Below are 17,329 nucleotides of genomic sequence, written 5' to 3'. Positions count from 1 at the left end.
GCAAAAATATAAAATATAATTGAAATTTAAGGTTCTAAAATGCTTTTTGGATAACAAAGCAAGTACTTTGTAACAGGCTTGCTAAGTGCTTTAAGATTTAAATGATCAGACAAAGACAAAATATCGCACATCTTTCCATTTTTTTTCAAAATCATAATCGGCTCTTCTTTTCGGTTATAAGCCTGATTTTTAACCTTCCCCTTAAAAACAAAGTATTTAACCGCCTCTTTACTTAACCCATACTCCAAAGCTACAGCTTGTGATTTAAGCTCTAACTTTTCTTTTAATTCTTTTTTATCATTAAATATCTCAATCTTCAATAAATCGCGATTTATAATCATTTTACTTAATTCCGATAAAATAAAATCAGAATGGAATTGCCAAGACTTTAAAGCCCCTAAAATATCAGAATCATCTAAAAGAGCAAATTTATCTAAGGCTCTTAAGTCAAATTCTTGTGCATTAATTTGATTATTTAAAAAAAACAATAAAGCCTCACTCGCCCAAATTTCTTGCTTTTTTTGCACCAGTTCTTTGGCACGCTTTAAAACTCGAACCAATATAAGTTCTGCACAAACACTGGTTTTATGTAAATACGCTTGCCAGTACATTACGCGCCTAGCCACTAAAAACATTTCCACCGAGTAGACTCCCTTTTGTTCCACTACCAGTTGCTCATCTACCACATTAAGCATTTGAATCAATCGTTGTGAATTTATATTTCCCTCGACAACTCCCGAATAAAAACTATCTCTTTTTAAATAATCCATGCGATCCATATCTAACTGACTAGATATTAATTGAAGCATAAACTTTCTTTTATACTCTCCCTTGAATATTTGGATAGCCAAATCTAACTGTCCTTGAAACTCCTGGTTTAAACGATTCATAAAAAACAAAGAGATCTCCTCGTGATGAACCCCCTCTACGATACTGCGCTCCATAGCATGGGAAAACGGACCATGTCCTATATCATGCAATAAAATAGCCACATATAACGCATTTTCTTCCTCAGGTGAGATATCGACGTTTTTAAAACGTAAAACTCCCACCGCCTTCTGCATTAAATGCATACAGCCTATGGCATGATGAAAACGAGTGTGATGCGCACCGGGATAAACCAAATAAGAAACTCCCAATTGTGAAATTCGACGAAGCCTTTGAAAATAAGGATGCTGTATTAAATCATATACCAAAGAGTTCGGTATTGATATAAATCCATAGATTGGATCATTTAATATTTTAAGTTTATTTACGATTCCCAATTATATTACATTTAATATATTCTTAGACAAATATAACAATATATAAAAAAAACCGCACTTATCCTTATAATAAAGATGCGGTTTTTATATTTGTTTAATCCTCCTTGGTATTACTCTTCCAAATCAATTTGAAAAGAGTCTAAAAAGGCAATGGATTTTTCTATATCATAATGTAAAACCCTATCTGCCTCTACAAAAGTAACTTCCTCGCGATATGCTTTAATAAAAGCCTCGATAAATTCACTTGACTTTAATGGTCTTCTAAATTCTAATGCCTGCGCCGCATTTAAAAGCTCGATAGCTAGAATTCTTTGCAAATTATCCACGACCCTTAGAGCTTTTGTTGCACCATTTGCTCCCATACTAACATGATCCTCTTGTCCATTACTTGAAACAATACTATCCACGCTACTAGGGGTAGCTAATTGCTTGTTTTGACTAACAATACTCGCCGCGGTGTATTGCGGAATCATCATACCGGAATTCAAACCTGGATTGGAAACTAAAAAAGCTGGTAACCCTCTGGTACCTGAAATCAATTGATAGGTTCTTCTCTCTGAGATACTACCTAATTCAGCCAAAGCAATACTTAAAAAGTCTAAAGATATGGCTAGAGGTTGACCATGAAAATTACCTCCGGAAACAATCACATCTTCTTTATAAAAAATATTAGGATTATCGGTCACGGAATTAATTTCTGTTTTAAAAACGCGATTCACATAATCAATAGCATCCTTCGAGGCTCCATGTACCTGTGGTATACATCGGAAAGAATACGGATCTTGAACATGCTTTTTTTCTTGCTTAATTAATTCTGATCCTTCAAGGATATCGGTAAAAAAAGAGGCTGTTAGAATTTGCCCTTTATGAGGTCTAACAAAGTGTATTAGTTCATTAAACGGCTCAATACGACCATCAAACCCCTCTAAAGAAATTGCACCAATTAAATCAGCCAAATAAGAAAGTTTCTTAGCCTTCATTAAAATATAACACCCATAAGCACTCATAAACTGCGTACCGTTTAAAAGAGCTAAACCTTCTTTGCTTTTTAAAGCGATCGGTTCCCAGCCAAAATTCTTTAATACCTTAGAGGCTGGTTGTCGAAATCCTTGATAAAATACTTCTCCTTGACCTATTAAAGGCAAAGTTAAATGCGCCAAAGGAGATAAATCTCCCGATGCTCCCAAAGATCCTTGTTCGTAAACAACTGGTAAAATATCATTGTTATAAAAATCAATTAACCTCTCTACGGTCTGTAGCTGAACCCCTGAATTACCATAACTTAACGATTTTACTTTCAATAAAAGCATAATCTTAACTATTTGCTCAGGCACTAACTCACCGGTACCACATGCGTGTGATTTCATCAAGTTCTCTTGTAAATCAGACAACTGATCCTCAGGGATCTTTACATCACAAAGAGAACCAAACCCTGTATTAATCCCATAAATCGGCTCACTTTGGTTCTTTAGTTTATTATCTAAATATTCTCTACAATTTACAATATTAGCCCTAGCTTCTTCCGAGAGTGCAATACGCTGGTCTTGAGTTAATATTTCATGCAATTTTTCTATTGTAAAGACATCTGATGATATATAATGTGTTAATTCCATAATTTGTAATTTCTTTATTTGGTGGTTTTGGTTGGTTTGTGTTTTTTATTAAATCTTAACGTGTAAAAACAAGATGATTCTCTTTAGAATCTTGCTCGCTACAAGCATACCCATCTAGATTGAAAGCTTTTAACCCTTGTAAGTCTTGAACTTTATTCTCCAGGATATAACGAACCATCGTTCCTCTAGCTTTTTTGGCAAAAAAACTAACTATCTTTAACTTACCATCTCGCAACTCCTTAAAATCTATATTAATTAAAGTCCCTTTTAAGGCCTTTTTATCAATCGCACTAAAATATTCATTACTAGCTAGATTAACAATCAACTGACCTTCTTGGGTTTGTTGATTCAATGCTTGAGCTAAAATGGGCTTCCACAGGCTATATAAATCCTTATTTTGACCAACGGCCATTTTAGTACCCATTTCCAAACGATACGGTTCAATCAAGTCAAAAGGCTTTAACATTCCATATAATCCAGATAAAATTCTTAACTTATCTTGCATATCCTCATATAAACTAGGATCCAAATTATAAGCATCTAATCCTGTATAAACATCCCCATTAAAGGCAAAAACAGCTTGTCTAAATTCTTGCTTATTCTGCGAGGTGACACGAAAGCTTCTATTCTGATTTCGATGGTAATTCAACTCCGCTAAGGCCGGCGAAATTTTCATAAGAGATTCTAGATCCTTTACAGTCTTTTGCTCAAGAACTTCTTGAATGATTTCAGCCTGGGGGATAAATTCAGCCTGTGAACTCTCAGAGGTAGGTACCTTAGTGGTATAATCTAGACTCTTGGCTGGCGAAATTAAAATCTTCATACTTTTCTATTTATATTGCTTTTCCAAATATAGGGTAACTATTTAAAATTTCATACAAAAACTAATTCCCCGTGATACGATAGACCAACTTTTTCAACATCTGAACACCCTCACGCCTATCTTTAACCACCTCCCTTACTTGAACTTGTTGATTTTGATCAATATAAAATTCATAGCTAAAACCAAATTGTGGATTAGCTGGGTCATTTTTTAAAAGGCCAAACCTTAAATCATTAAAAAACAAGGTGTCAAAGCTTTGAGTTAGGGTATAGTCATTCTCACTAAGGACTACTAATCGATTAAAAACCGTTAAATCACTTAAAGAGTCTTTTAAATGGTGATTTTTTTCATAACAAGTAAAACTTGGTTGTTTGGTATCGAAAAAAGAATAATCCGATATTAAAAATGCATCAGGAGTCTCTATAATTGCATTCCATAAAATTGTATTTAAAGCCGAAGGCTTAACAGATAACTTAGTATAAACAATTTCTTGTTGATCCAAAACATCTACGAATTTTTGATAAACAACAAACTTCAATACCAAAGTCAAAAGCAAATAACTACTACTAATTACAAGTCCAACTGTATTATAATATCTCCTTTTTTGCCAATTTTTTTTACTACACGCCGAGCGTATTAAAAAATACAAAAAAGGAAGCGTGTACAAAGGGTCAACAACAAAAATGCTTTTAAAGGCTAATGAATAATCTAAGGGCCAAAAAAGCTTAGTACCCCAGGTAGTAAAAACATCTAAAACAGAGTGAGTTACAAAAACTAAAAAAAATAGCATGTAGGCTTTTAAAAAAGATAATTCTTTATTTTTCTGCCAAATATAAAGACCATAACCAAAGACAAAAGACACAAAAAAAGCCGTAAAAACCGAATGAGTAATCCCACGATGAAACTCAACAGCACTTAAATGATCGGTAAAAAACAAGGCCAAGACATCTAAATCAGGCAAAGTAGCGGCAACACCACCTATAACAAGTGCCTTATTGCGTAGTTCACGACCAGCTACTGCATTGGCCACCGCAGCTCCTAGTACAATTTGCGATAATGAATCCATATAATATACATAACATAAGTACATAAAAAAAACTGCCCTAGAGCAGTTTTATTTTTTATCAGGACACTTAAGCACTCTTACAATTCTTTAAAAATTGTGTGCATTAAGCGTTTTTTATCATTGATACTTTCTTCTAAAGAAATCATTGATTCAGTTCTGTAAACTCCTTCAATATCATCAATCATATAAATTACTTCTTTAGCATGCCTTGTGTTTTTCGCTCTAATTTTGCAAAAAACATTAAACTTACCTGTTGTAACGTGAGCTACAGTAACAAAAGGAATCTCATTAATTCTCTCTAAAACAAATTTAGTTTGAGAGGTATTATGTAAAAATATTCCGATATATGCAATAAATGCATATCCCAATTTTTCATAATCCAAAGTCAAAGAAGAACCTTGAATGATTCCAGCATCTTCCATTTTCTTAACACGTACGTGTACAGTACCTGCAGAAATTAAAAGTTTTTTAGCAATATCTGTAAAGGGAACTCTCGTATTATCAATCAACATATCTAAGATTTGGTGATCGATTTCATCTAAACGAAATTTACTCATAAATCAATTATTTATCTTATTCTAAATCTATAATTCTGTACAATAATACTAAATTAAAACTTGATTTGTTTAAAAAACCTCAAATTTTATTATTTTTTTAATAAAATTTTAACCTCTTCAGACGAAATCTTTACGACATCAACAAGTTTCCTATCTAATAAATTCTGCCTAAAAACGAAATCATCTTTGAAAAAAAAAGGCTTTTCCACAAGCAGGTGCGCAAATTTACTTTGTTTTTTATTAATATCCACAACAATAGGACAAAAATTAACTTTATTTCCTGAAAATTCTTCTTTATATTGAATATTTACCACAAACACCTCTCCGGTACCGCGCTCTACAACATGGGTAAAGATAACATCTACAAAATTATTAACGTTTTCCAAAATATGCAAATACTGAGAATAGGTATTGCCCAAATATTGTTTATTCAACAAAGCATCTAATCCAGTTAAAAGTGCCCTGAAAACAATCTTTCTTGTAAACTCCCGCTCGTAATCTTCTTGGCTATGCCCTGCCTCTACCAAAATAGTTGCAATACCTAAACTTTGACAATAATCCCCGATACAATTAATATTAAACTTTTCATCAAATCGCCCTATCTCTCCAGGTATAATCTTTTCCAACTCGGTTTGCATCTGCACAATTAATTGCATTGCCTTCTGTCTTGATTCATTAATCTCGCAATGCGAATTGTAACATGGGGCTAAAAAAGACACAACGGCAGACTTTCCTGTATTACCAACACCAAAAATACTTCTTTGATCATGCAGATTAAAAGCCCAATGAGGGTTAAAAGCATTTAAAAAGTTGTATAAAACGTTACTTTCTCTTTGAGTCCGATCCACCGAATCTCGATTAAGATCTACTTGATTTGCGTTTAACCTACTATAGCTCTTCGCACCATCTGGATTTAAAATCAAAACAATTTTCAGCTCAAAACTTTCTTGCCAGACTTTTACCAATTCCAAAGGAGCATGATTTAAAAAAAACAATAAGTCCATAACCGCTTTAGTGGTTGTACTCTCATTGCCATGCATCTGAGACCACATGGCAATTCTCTGAGGTCCATGTCCAAAACTTACCATTTTTATTTCTCTGTTTTGCTGACTATAACCCACAACATCTACCTTAAAGTAATACTTTAAGTCACTAAGACTTTTAAGTAACGAGTCGTTGGTAATATAGCGCCCTTTTAAATTTGAATCCTTAAAAGACTCTGTTATATTATTAAAATCCATGGATAGTTTTTATGGTTAATATACAAAAATAAATAAAAATAATTATACTTATGTAAACATATTTTTCCAACAAACAACTATTTTGTATACATTAAACAGAACTGATAAGTTACAACTGTATACGTTACAATATACAACTCTATACAATCTACCACTTTAGTTATTTTTATGATATAAGTACTTAAATCATTTAATAAAATAAACTAAATTACTAAAAACCAGCGTTTTAAATATAGTTACATAAAGTAAAAGATTAAATATATTTAATAAACAAATACACTTAACTCTATTTGTTATTCAAATATTTTTAATTACTTTTGTATACAAGCGTATACTTAATGAATATAACCTCATATTTACAACCCTTATGGAGACTTTCGAAGATAGATTATCGTTTTTAATTGAATATGACAACCACTCTATGAGTTCCTTTGCAGAAAAAATTGGCGCTAAACGAGCCAATGTATCACATCTGGTTTCTGGTAGAAACAAGCCGAGTTTGGAGTTTATTCTAAAAATTAAAGAGTCTTATCCTGATCTAAATTTAAACTGGCTTTTAAATGGTGATGGGAGTTTCTTACCAAATTCTATCTCGGGAGAATCATCGGGTTTTACCTCAAAAAATGTAGCTACTGAAAAAACAAAAGTCCCCGATATAAACGAATCTGACTTAACCCCTACCTTATCAAGTGCTATAGAGAAAACACACAAAAAAAACCAGGAACAAAACAAAGAGACCTGTTTAACTATACAAGAAAGTTCTAAAAAAGAGAAGACAAAAAACAACAAGAATACCCAGAATTCTACTTCTGAAAATATATTAGATAGCTTTTCTAGTTCTAATGAAATTGATCAAATTGTTGTGTTCTACAAAGACGGAACCTTCAAACAATTTAAATCTAGGTAACTAATTTTTCATTCGCAATCCGAGAAGTAATATTTCATACAAACTAACGTTAAAAACAAGTAAATTTACTTTCATTAAAAAACTCATAAGGCAATATGTTTAAAAAAATTCTAAGCTACTTTACTCCTGTTATGGAAAAAAAAATCAATTCTCAAGTTAATAATCAACTTCAATTGATTTGGCAAAATGGCCGTTTAGTCTTAGATACCGAACATACCAATTATTCTTATGGAAAATTACAGAACGTTTTAAAAGATGGTTTGGCATATATAGGGGTTGAAAAAATTAAAAGATTTCAAAATGTCTTAATTCTTGGTTTAGGTGCCGGCGGAGTTTTGCAAACCTTAAGGCAGGATATCTGCTATACCAATAATATAGATAGTGTAGAGGTTGACCCTTTGGTTATAGATATTGGAAGAAAGTACTTTAATCTTGATAAGTTTCAAAACAACCACAACATTTTTGTGATGGACGCCTTTGAATTTGTTTTAAGTAATAAAACTAATTATGATCTTATTATTATTGACATATTTCAGGATTACCACATGCCTAATTTTTTGTTTGCAGAATATTTTCAAAACCATCTTTTAAAAATGCTAAACAAACATGGTTTTATCTTATTTAACACAATTGCAATTAATCAGCAAGCCTTAGATAGAAATCAAGCATTTTTCAACTCTTTTGATCCCGCAATTTATAGTATACGAAAATATCCCAAATCACTGCAAACAAACCAGCTGTTTACCATTAAAAAGCTCTAATGGTACGCTATTTAAATAAGTATAAGTTATATTTGCATTAAACCATCTTTATAGGCAATTATACTATGATTGAAATAAAACAAGTAAACAACAAAAAAGAAATGGAACAATTTGTAAAGTTTCCATTTGAACTATACAAAAACAATCCGTACTGGGTACCACCTATAATAAAGGATGAAATTAAAAGCTTTGATCCTGATAATGATATTTTTAAATCCGTTGATGTTAAATTTTTCTTAGCCTATAAAAACAATAAAGTTGTTGGTCGTGTGGCTTGTGCTATAAATTGGACTGAGGTAAACGAACTTTTAAAACCTAAAGTAAGGTTTGGGTGGCTAGATATGATTGACGATTTACAAGTAACAAAGGCTCTTATGGTTAAGGTCCAGGAATTTGCTAAACAAAACAAGCTTCAATATATAGAAGGTCCTATGGGATTCTCTAATATGGATAAGGCCGGTATGCTTACCAAAGGTTTTGATCATATAGCTACCATGATTGGCTTATACAACCATGCTTATTATCCGGAACACCTTGCCAAATTAGATTTCAAAGCCGAGGCTGAGTGGATTGAATATCTAATAGATATACACTCCTACAATGAGCAAAAGATTAACAAAATGGCCGAGATTGTTGAACAGCGTTATAAAGTAAAGGCCTTAGAGTTTAGAACCATCAAAGAGCTATTACCCTATGTGGATGAAATGTTTGCTTTGTTAAACAAAACCTATGCAGATTTACAGAGTTTTGTACCTATTGAAGATTTTCAAATCGAGCATTACAAGACAAAATACTTACAATTCATTCATCCAGATTTTATTTCTTGTGTAATGGACCAAAATAATAAGATGATAGCTTTTGCCATTACCATGCCTTCTTTCTCAAAAGGATTTCAAAAAGCAAATGGTAAGCTTTTTCCTTTTGGGTTTTTACACCTATTAAAATCCATGAGAAAGAATAATCACGCAGAATATTATTTAATTGGAGTGGATCCCGAGTATAGAAGTAAAGGTGTTACGGCTATTATTTTTAAAGAAATTTACGATTGCTTTAAAAAACATAAAATAGAAATTGTAGAGACTAACCCTTTACTTATTGAAAACAACAAAATTCAACAGCTTTGGAAGAATTTTAATCCTACTATTCACAAGGAAAGAAAAACATTCCGAAAAGATATTACCTACTAGGTTACTTTATAGATATCCCTGGTGTAAAAAAAATATAAACGAAATTTAGTTTTTTTACACCAGGGAAAATCAAGTACTTTTTTTAAGTACTCCGTATTTCACCTGTAAAGTCCTATATCCACTTATTTCCTATACTTTCCATTAGATAATAAACTCTTTTTCTACTCTTTTTCTCATACTTAAAAGCGTCTTTTAAAGTGATAATACCGAATCTATTTAAACCTAGAAGGACATTTTATCTGTTAACAAATATTTCCTTTTATAACCTCTATAATTTACACTACAAACAAGGAGCCTAACAAAAAACAATCAATCAAGTTTCTCTTACGCAAACAGTATTGCAACTGGTGATAAAATGAAGATTTCAAACAGGATTTACTTTGGTTAGAACAACCTTTTGTAATATATTTAAAGATTCGCTTTTTACTATTTATAATACTTACATTTGTAGAAACACCCATTTTATATGAAAGGAATTATTCTCGCCGGTGGAGCTGGGACAAGACTACATCCACTTACTTTAGCTATTTCAAAACAGCTTTTACCTGTGTATGACAAGCCAATGATTTATTATCCTTTGTCGGTTTTAATGTTAGCTGGGATTAAAGACATTCTAATTATATCCACCCCTAGAGATTTACCGGTGTTTGAAAACTTACTTAAAGATGGTTCCGAGCTTGGTATTAGTCTTTCATATGCTGTGCAAGAACAACCCCTAGGAATTGCCCAAGCATTTATAATTGCCGAAGACTTCATTGACAATAAAGAAGTTTGTCTTATTCTTGGAGATAATATTTTCTATGGTGCAGGTTTACAAGACAAACTAAAATACTCTATTAAAAACACCGTAGAAAAACAAGAAGCAACCGTTTTTGGTTATGCCGTTAAGGACCCCAACCGCTATGGTGTGGTTAGTTTTGATAAAAATGGTAAAGCAGAAAGTATACAGGAAAAACCCAATGAACCAAAAAGTAACTTTGCGGTGGTTGGTTTGTACTTTTATCCAAAAGATGTTGTAAAATTAGCTAAAACTCTATCTCCTTCAAAAAGAGGAGAGCTAGAAATTACATCTTTAAATAATATTTATTTAAACAAACAAAAACTTGCTGTAAACACCCTTGGAAGAGGCTTTGCGTGGCTAGATACAGGGACACATGAATCTCTTGTAGAGGCAACGGAATTTGTCAAAACAGTGGAAAAAAGAACTGGACTTAAAATTGCATGTTTACAAGAAATAGCCCTTAATAATAATTGGATTACTACAAAGCAGTTATTAAAAAGCATTGAAAACTATAAAGGCGAATATTATGATTATATAAGAGACTTAATCAAACACTTATAATTTAAAATTCCTTTTTAAAAAACCTCCCTTTATAATGACTACCAGTATAAACTTACATGAAAATGAAAAAATAGAACTAGTCTTAAAAAAGACCACAGATATTCCCTTTCGCTCCAAAGATTATTTAAGTGTTTTATTTATAGCTTTAAACTTAGTTTGTGTGTTTTTAATTTTAAAAATAAATCTATTTACAATTTTTATCACCCCATCCTATCTGGTATTTCTGCTTATTTTTATCTTCTCTATAAAGCAATTATGTGATTTTGGTATATATTATTATAAAAGATATCTTAATGCTTTTAAATCCACTATTATACTAACAAATAAGCGTCTGGTATTTATAGATCACAAAAAGCAACCCATTTATAATCTTTATTACAATAACCTTCCAGAAATTTCATATCACAGTAATAAAAAAGGAAATGGCTATTTGGTTATCGGAAAAAAACAGAAAATATTTTTTACTTTTAAATTCTTTATTTTTTACGGGCAAAAATTAAAACTAATGGATAACGACCTTGTGTTTTTTAATATCAAACAAGTACAAACTCTTTACAACCTTTTACAGGTAAAAAACCTTACAGGGAAGGCTTAATGCTCTTTACCATATTGCATCTTGTAGTAATTTTGGTATTCTAAAGAAGTAACATTTTTTAACCACTGGGTGTTATTTAAATACCAAGCTACGGTTTGATAAAGCCCTTGCTTAAAATCAACACTAGGTCTCCAGCCTAGTTCATTTTGAAGTTTACTAGCATCTATGGCATATCTTAAATCATGACCTGGTCTATCCTTTACAAACTCAATTAAATCTAAACTTTCTCCTTTACCTCGCCCAAGAGACTCATCCATTAAACCAATAAGGGTTGTTACTAAATCGATATTAGTCCACTGGTTTAATCCTCCAATATTATAGGTCTCACCTATTTTCCCTTTATGAAAAATAAGCTCTATTGCCAATGCATGATCCTTTACATATAACCAATCTCTAGTGTATTTTCCATCACCATAAATAGGAATTTTTTTATTATTTACTATTCTATCAATGCAAAGAGGTATTAATTTCTCTGGAAATTGGTTAGGTCCATAATTATTTGAGCAATTACTTATTATATATGGTAAACCATAGGTTTGTCCATAAGCTCTGACAAAATGGTCGGAACTTGCCTTAGAGGCAGAATAGGGAGAATTGGGATCGTAAGGCGTGGTTTCAGTAAACAACCCTTGATCGGATAAGCTTCCATACACCTCATCGGTTGACACATGATAAAACAACTTTTCTTCCCAGTTATCCTGCCATATGGCTTTAAAAGCTTGTAGAAGATTTACCGTACCTATAACGTTAGTTTTTACAAAGCTCAATGGATCACTAATTGATCTATCCACATGAGACTCTGCCGCTAGGTGAATAACACTATCAAATTTATACTGCTGAAACAACTGATTTAAAAAATCAGCATCACAAATATCTCCCTTTATAAAAGTATAATTACTTGAGGCCTGAATATCACTTAGGTTCTCTAAATTTCCTGCATAAGTCAAAAGATCTAAATTATAGATATGATAATGCTTGTAATTTTGCACAAATAAACGCACCACATGCGAACCAATAAACCCGGCACCTCCGGTAATTAATATACTTTTCATATAACTTTTTTTCTTGAGGTTATTTTTTTACTTAAATCCCTTCTTGCAAAAAAAAAGACCCATGTCAAGTGACATAGATCTTCTTTATTATATATTTTTAGTCCAATTAACTATTTAACATAACCGGCATAACTAACATTGTCACAAACTCACCATCCTCTAAACCATCCACAGGAGTTAGAATCCCAGCGCGATTAGGTAAAGACATCTCTAATAGAATCTCATCTGATTGTAAGTTGTTAAGCATTTCTAATAAGAATCGAGCATTAAATCCTATTTGCATATCATCTCCTTGATAATCACAAGTTAAACGCTCGTCCGCTTTATTTGAATAATCAATATCTTCAGCCGAAATGTTTAATTCTGTTCCGGCAACTTTTAAACGAATTTGGTGCGTAGTCTTATTAGCATAGATAGATACACGTCTAACGCTACTTAAGAACTGTACTCTATTGATAAGAAGCTTATTTGGGTTTTCTTTTGGAATCACCGCTTCGTAGTTTGGATACTTTCCATCAATTAAGCGACAAGTCAAAGAATAATTATCGAAATTAAACTGCGCATTACTTTCATTAAACTCAATTGTAACATCCGCTCCAGAAGACATTAAAATATTTTTTAAAATATTTAAAGGTTTCTTTGGCATAATAAAACTAGCCTCACTAGAGGAAACAATGTCCGTTCTGGAATATTTCACTAATTTATGAGCATCAGTAGCTACAAAAATTAAACCCGATGGTGAAAAGTGAAAAAACACCCCTGACATTACCGGACGTAAATCATCGTTACCAGCTGCAAAAATTGCCTTGCTAATTGCAGTGGCTAATACCCCTGCTGGTACTTCAGTTTTAGCAGGATCCTCTAAAGATTCTGCTTTTGGAAATTCATCTCCTTCTGCGTAAGCAAGTACATACTTACCCACATCAGAACTTATCTCTATTGTATTGTTTTCCTTAACCGAGAAAGTCAATGGTTGCTCTGGAAACGTTTTTAACGTCTCTAAAAGTAACTTGGCAGGAACAGCGATGCTTCCACTGCTAGTTGACTCAATCTCTAAAGTAGCAGACATAGTTGTCTCTAAATCAGAAGCAGACACCTTTAATGTATTATTATCTAATTCAAATAAAAAATTATCTAAAATGTGTAAGGTATTACTACTGTTAATTACACTACCTAAAACTTGTAACTGTTTTAACAAGTAGGAACTCGATACTATAAACTTCATATTACAATTATTTAATACGTAAAACTGCTTTTACAGCTACAAATATATTGGATTATTATCAATAAAAAAAGCAATTAAACACTACTTTTTAACTAATTTACTTTTGCGTATTATAAAAAAGATAATACCAAAAAGCATAACTATCACAATTGGAATTGTTAATGCCAAAAATTGAATATACGAATAATTATCGTAAACTTTCATTTTATCTAACATTGCCAATCTAACTTCTTTGGTTCTTAATTCAAGTAAGTTATTATCTTGTAATAAATAATCCACACTATTGTTTAAAAAATCCTTATTCCCATAGAGCCTATTAGTCCATTTATCGTAACCTAACTCCAAAGGAGCTCCGTTTTGATCAAATTGATTTTTAATAACATCTCCATCGGATATCACAATCATTTTATTAAACTTACTTTGTTGTAAAAAATTTGGTATATCAAAAGGCAGTACTCTGTTGTTAAACAAAGAAGAGAACTCCCCTTGCAACAAAACCCCTAATATATAATTCCCTTTATCTTGGTACATCTGAGGAGTTGTTTTTTCGTTTAAAACATCCAAGGAAATCTCCACAGGTGTTCCCACCAAATTGGAATACGCACTGCTTTGTAAAAGCACAGTCTTATCGATATTATTTTTTAAGGTATCCATGGGAGAGGTGAATTCTAATTTCAACCCTTCAATATTCTTCACTATCGGGTGATCCGACACAGGATAAACAAACGGAGAAAATTTCCAAATCGCCTCACTGTAAAGGGTCTGACTCCCCTTGGCTCCAGAGGCAATTTTCAAAGCCGTGCCCATCTCATCTTTAACAAGAACAGGGTTAATTCTAACCCCATATTTAAATAAAAGTTCACCTAGAGTTTGTTTATTAGCATAGGCAAAAGTTTTCCCTTTAATTTGAATACTATCCATATTGGCTTGCACTGGATCAAGTAACCATAGACTCTTACCTCCTTGCATGATAAATTGATCCAAAACGGCTAACTGCTCATAGCTAAAATCCTTGGTTGGCTTAGCCATAATAAACATATCAAAAGCTTTCAAGCCTTCTAGGGTTTGAACCGGATAGGAAGCGACAGAGTCTAAAGTATAAGCAGCAATATTATATTTATTACCCAGATCCATTAGAAAATCAGCCATTTGTAAATCTTCAAGCTCGCCATTGCCTTTTAAAACAGCAATACTTTTTTTCTGATTCTCAATCACTTGAGATATCGCGTTTGTAAATGCGTATTCTAAGTATTGAACAGACACAATAACACTTTCTTGGGTGCTAGCTCCCATTAAGCTCTTTAACAACTGAGCTTTAACTGCTTTTTCATTACCCGAGACTATAGCCCAAGGTAAAACAACCATTTGGGTTTGAGTCCCTTTATCATTAACAGTTAAAGATACAGGTTTAATCCCATATTCATATAATTGATAAAGTATCTGGTCTTCACTTTGTCCTTGTTCTTGTAAAGGGTTAATAAATTGAAATTTAATTAAAGGATTCCTTAGAGAAAATTCTTCTAAGATTTGTTTTGTTTCACTTTGTAACCTTCTAAACTCTTGAGGTAAATCACCTTTTAAAAACACATCAATTACCACGGGAGATTCAACTTGATCGATTACTTTTAAAGTAGCCTTTGATAAGGTATATCTTTTATCATTAGTTAAATCAAATCGAGCAAAAAAAGAGCTAGATAAAAGATTAACTAGTAGTAAAACAACCAATATACCGGCTAGATTTTTTAAATTATTCTTAGTAGCTAATCTCATTATTTACGCAACATTTTTATTCGTGATACACTAAGGGCTAAAAAAAGGATAGTTAAGCTAATAAAATAGACAATATCTCTGGTGTCAATGACACCTCTGCAAATACTACGAAAATGATATTCCACTCCTAATTGCGCTATTAAATCGCTATTAAAAAACTGTGCTATTTGCTCAATACCTAACCAAAAGAAAAGACAAATAACAACCCCTAGTATAAAACTAACAATTTGGCTCTCACTTAAACTTGAGGCAAAAAGGCCCATTGATGTGTAACTTGAGGCCAAGAAAAACAAACCAAAATAAGATCCGATTAAACTAGCAAAATCTAATTGTTCTGCCGATTGGGTATAATCAGATAAAATCCAAACATATGCTAAACTTGGTAGGATAGCTAGAATTACTAAAGCAAATACACCAAAGAACTTACCTAGCACAATTTGCCAAACACGCAAGGGTTTGGTTAAAAGCAACTCCATGGTACCTTGTTTGATTTCCTCGGAAAAACTTCGCATAGTCACACTTGGTATTAAAAAAATCAAAACAAGCGGTGCTAAAAAGAAAAAAGAAGATAAGTCTGCAAAACCATTATCTAAAATATTATAAGGTCCTTGCATTATCCAAAGTAAGATTCCATTAATTAATAGAAATACTATAATAACTAAATATCCTATCACTGAGCTAAGAAATGAGCGTATCTCATGTAAACAAATAGCTTTCATCTTATTGTAATGTTACTAATTTATCTACACTCCAGGCCTGCGCCTTTTCACTAAACATTTGCTTTACATAAGGCCATATTTGGGAAAAAGTCTGAGAATCTCGATATGCATCTAAACTTACCTGTGTATCCCAATAACTATAAGTAAAAAATACATTATTCCTGTCTTTATCCTGATATAGTTCTAAAAAGCTACAGCCAGGCTGCTGTCTAACAACTGATTTAATTTCATTAAAGTAAGTAATAAAGTCCTCTACCTTATCTTGTTTAAATGTTAATTTAACTATTCTAACAAACATCTTTATTTTTTTCTGTTTTATTTATCTTTTGATTCAACGGCAAAAACAACACTAATATTGTCGTGAAGTTGAATATTCATTAAAGTTCCAGGTGACCCTCCTGGGGTATTAGGTCGAGAATAAAACAATCCCACCGTTAATAGGTCTAAATCATTAAATAAGGCAATAAACTCACCCGCCTTTTCTTTAAGTGAACTAGTCTCACTGGTATTAAAATCGGAAAAATAGCGATTTATTCTCTTAATGGTATAATTCTTAACTACAATCTCAAAGTTGCGCCCCTTACCAATTTGTTCAAAATCTTTCTTGGATATATTACTAACTAAGTTCCCAAAGGAATCTTCATAAGCTATCTTACCAATAATCGCATTTTGCTGTAAATCAAGGCAATCCCCCAAACGACTAAGTTTATGTATTTGATCGCTTAAGACTCCTATTTGATTCAAAGGCTTGTTTTCAAAAAGCTGGTAGGCACAATAAACAAACAAATCATCACTTGACATATTTGAATCCTGACTAATTAACACAGCTTGTTGTTGTTGTTGGTTTTGCAAAAGTTGGGTTAAGATTCCGTTATTCGCTGTTATGAAATAGTGGTCATCATATTTGACGCACACCGCCGGGGTGAACTCCGATACACTAGCATCCACAGCGATTATATGTACGCTATGTTTGGGAAAGTTCTTATATGCCGCGGCTATCACAAAGCCAGCCTCCTCCACATTGTACTGTGAAATCTGATGAGATATATCCACAATATTACAATTTGGTATGTTTGAGTATATCTTACCCTTAAGCGCCCCTACATAGTAGTCCTTATATCCAAAATCTGTAGTAAGTGTTATTATCCTGCGCATTTTAAATTTTCAATATATTTTTTAGAAGAATCGAATTTTTATAGTAGATTT

Annotated in this window: 17 protein-coding genes; 5 read left to right on the top strand and 12 right to left on the bottom strand. The window is 32.4% G+C overall.

The features are described from left to right. Positions 1-26 precede the first annotated feature (26 nt). From ACYSNV_RS08800 to ACYSNV_RS08775, 6 genes are all read right to left on the bottom strand, one after another. Complete coding sequence (locus tag ACYSNV_RS08800) at positions 27-1,265, bottom strand: HD domain-containing protein (protein WP_461762199.1); 1,239 nt, start codon at positions 1,263-1,265, stop codon at positions 27-29. 110 nt (positions 1,266-1,375) lie between these two features. Continuing rightward, on the bottom strand, positions 1,376-2,878 hold the full coding sequence (hutH, locus tag ACYSNV_RS08795) for a histidine ammonia-lyase (protein WP_461762198.1): 1,503 nt from the start codon (positions 2,876-2,878) through the stop codon (positions 1,376-1,378). 55 nt (positions 2,879-2,933) lie between these two features. Further along, positions 2,934-3,701, bottom strand: a complete 768-nt coding sequence (gene yaaA, locus ACYSNV_RS08790; RefSeq protein WP_461762197.1) for a peroxide stress protein YaaA — start codon at positions 3,699-3,701, stop codon at positions 2,934-2,936. 61 nt (positions 3,702-3,762) lie between these two features. Then, the gene (locus ACYSNV_RS08785) at positions 3,763-4,767 is read right to left on the bottom strand and encodes a metal-dependent hydrolase (protein ID WP_461762196.1); all 1,005 of its coding nucleotides are present in this window, start codon (positions 4,765-4,767) and stop codon (positions 3,763-3,765) included. 77 nt (positions 4,768-4,844) lie between these two features. Beyond that, positions 4,845-5,324, bottom strand: a complete 480-nt coding sequence (locus ACYSNV_RS08780) for an Lrp/AsnC family transcriptional regulator (protein ID WP_006258948.1) — start codon at positions 5,322-5,324, stop codon at positions 4,845-4,847. 89 nt (positions 5,325-5,413) lie between these two features. Then, positions 5,414-6,565, bottom strand: coding sequence for a M14 family zinc carboxypeptidase (locus tag ACYSNV_RS08775; RefSeq protein ID WP_461762195.1), 1,152 nt, complete (start codon positions 6,563-6,565; stop codon positions 5,414-5,416). Between the two features lie 367 nt (positions 6,566-6,932). Here ACYSNV_RS08775 and ACYSNV_RS08770 point away from each other — a divergent pair, with 367 nt between their 5' ends. The 5 genes from ACYSNV_RS08770 (at position 6,933) to ACYSNV_RS08750 (ending at position 11,357) form a co-directional block, all read left to right on the top strand. Then, a complete protein-coding gene (locus ACYSNV_RS08770) occupies positions 6,933-7,472 on the top strand; it encodes a helix-turn-helix domain-containing protein (protein WP_461762194.1) in 540 nt (179 codons plus the stop codon). Between the two features lie 95 nt (positions 7,473-7,567). After that, the gene (locus tag ACYSNV_RS08765) at positions 7,568-8,233 is read left to right on the top strand and encodes a spermidine synthase (RefSeq protein WP_461762193.1); all 666 of its coding nucleotides are present in this window, start codon (positions 7,568-7,570) and stop codon (positions 8,231-8,233) included. Between the two features lie 65 nt (positions 8,234-8,298). Next, the gene (locus ACYSNV_RS08760) at positions 8,299-9,420 is read left to right on the top strand and encodes a GNAT family N-acetyltransferase (RefSeq protein WP_461762192.1); all 1,122 of its coding nucleotides are present in this window, start codon (positions 8,299-8,301) and stop codon (positions 9,418-9,420) included. A gap of 466 nt (positions 9,421-9,886) precedes the next feature. Then, positions 9,887-10,762 carry a glucose-1-phosphate thymidylyltransferase RfbA gene (gene rfbA, locus ACYSNV_RS08755; protein WP_461762191.1) on the top strand — a complete coding sequence of 292 codons (876 nt, stop codon included), beginning with the start codon at positions 9,887-9,889 and terminating at the stop codon, positions 10,760-10,762. 34 nt (positions 10,763-10,796) lie between these two features. Next, the gene (locus ACYSNV_RS08750; protein ID WP_461762190.1) at positions 10,797-11,357 is read left to right on the top strand and encodes a hypothetical protein; all 561 of its coding nucleotides are present in this window, start codon (positions 10,797-10,799) and stop codon (positions 11,355-11,357) included. On the opposite strand, the gene rfbB is transcribed toward ACYSNV_RS08750, so the two are convergent. From rfbB to ACYSNV_RS08720, 6 genes are all read right to left on the bottom strand, one after another. Further along, positions 11,354-12,409 carry a dTDP-glucose 4,6-dehydratase gene (rfbB, locus tag ACYSNV_RS08745; protein ID WP_461762189.1) on the bottom strand — a complete coding sequence of 352 codons (1,056 nt, stop codon included), beginning with the start codon at positions 12,407-12,409 and terminating at the stop codon, positions 11,354-11,356. The genes ACYSNV_RS08750 and rfbB overlap by 4 nt on opposite strands. Before the next feature lie 106 nt (positions 12,410-12,515). After that, complete coding sequence (gene dnaN, locus ACYSNV_RS08740) at positions 12,516-13,634, bottom strand: DNA polymerase III subunit beta (protein ID WP_461762188.1); 1,119 nt, start codon at positions 13,632-13,634, stop codon at positions 12,516-12,518. A gap of 81 nt (positions 13,635-13,715) precedes the next feature. Further along, a complete protein-coding gene (gldG, locus tag ACYSNV_RS08735; protein ID WP_461762187.1) occupies positions 13,716-15,404 on the bottom strand; it encodes a gliding motility-associated ABC transporter substrate-binding protein GldG in 1,689 nt (562 codons plus the stop codon). After that, entirely contained in the window at positions 15,404-16,123 is a 720-nt protein-coding gene (gene gldF, locus ACYSNV_RS08730) for a gliding motility-associated ABC transporter permease subunit GldF (protein WP_461762186.1), read from the bottom strand. The genes gldG and gldF overlap by 1 nt, the downstream gene beginning before the upstream one ends. A 1-nt stretch (position 16,124) precedes the next feature. After that, positions 16,125-16,421: a putative quinol monooxygenase gene (locus ACYSNV_RS08725; RefSeq protein ID WP_461762185.1), complete on the bottom strand. Its 297-nt coding sequence runs from the start codon at positions 16,419-16,421 to the stop codon at positions 16,125-16,127. Positions 16,422-16,438: 17 nt separating this feature from the next. After that, positions 16,439-17,278 (bottom strand): SAM hydrolase/SAM-dependent halogenase family protein, encoded by an 840-nt coding sequence (locus tag ACYSNV_RS08720; protein ID WP_461762184.1) that lies wholly within the window; start codon positions 17,276-17,278, stop codon positions 16,439-16,441. Between the last annotated feature and the right edge of the window lie 51 nt (positions 17,279-17,329).

The organism is Myroides sp. LJL119, assembly GCF_054871605.1.
This window is presented reverse-complemented; position numbering and strand designations above follow the sequence as displayed.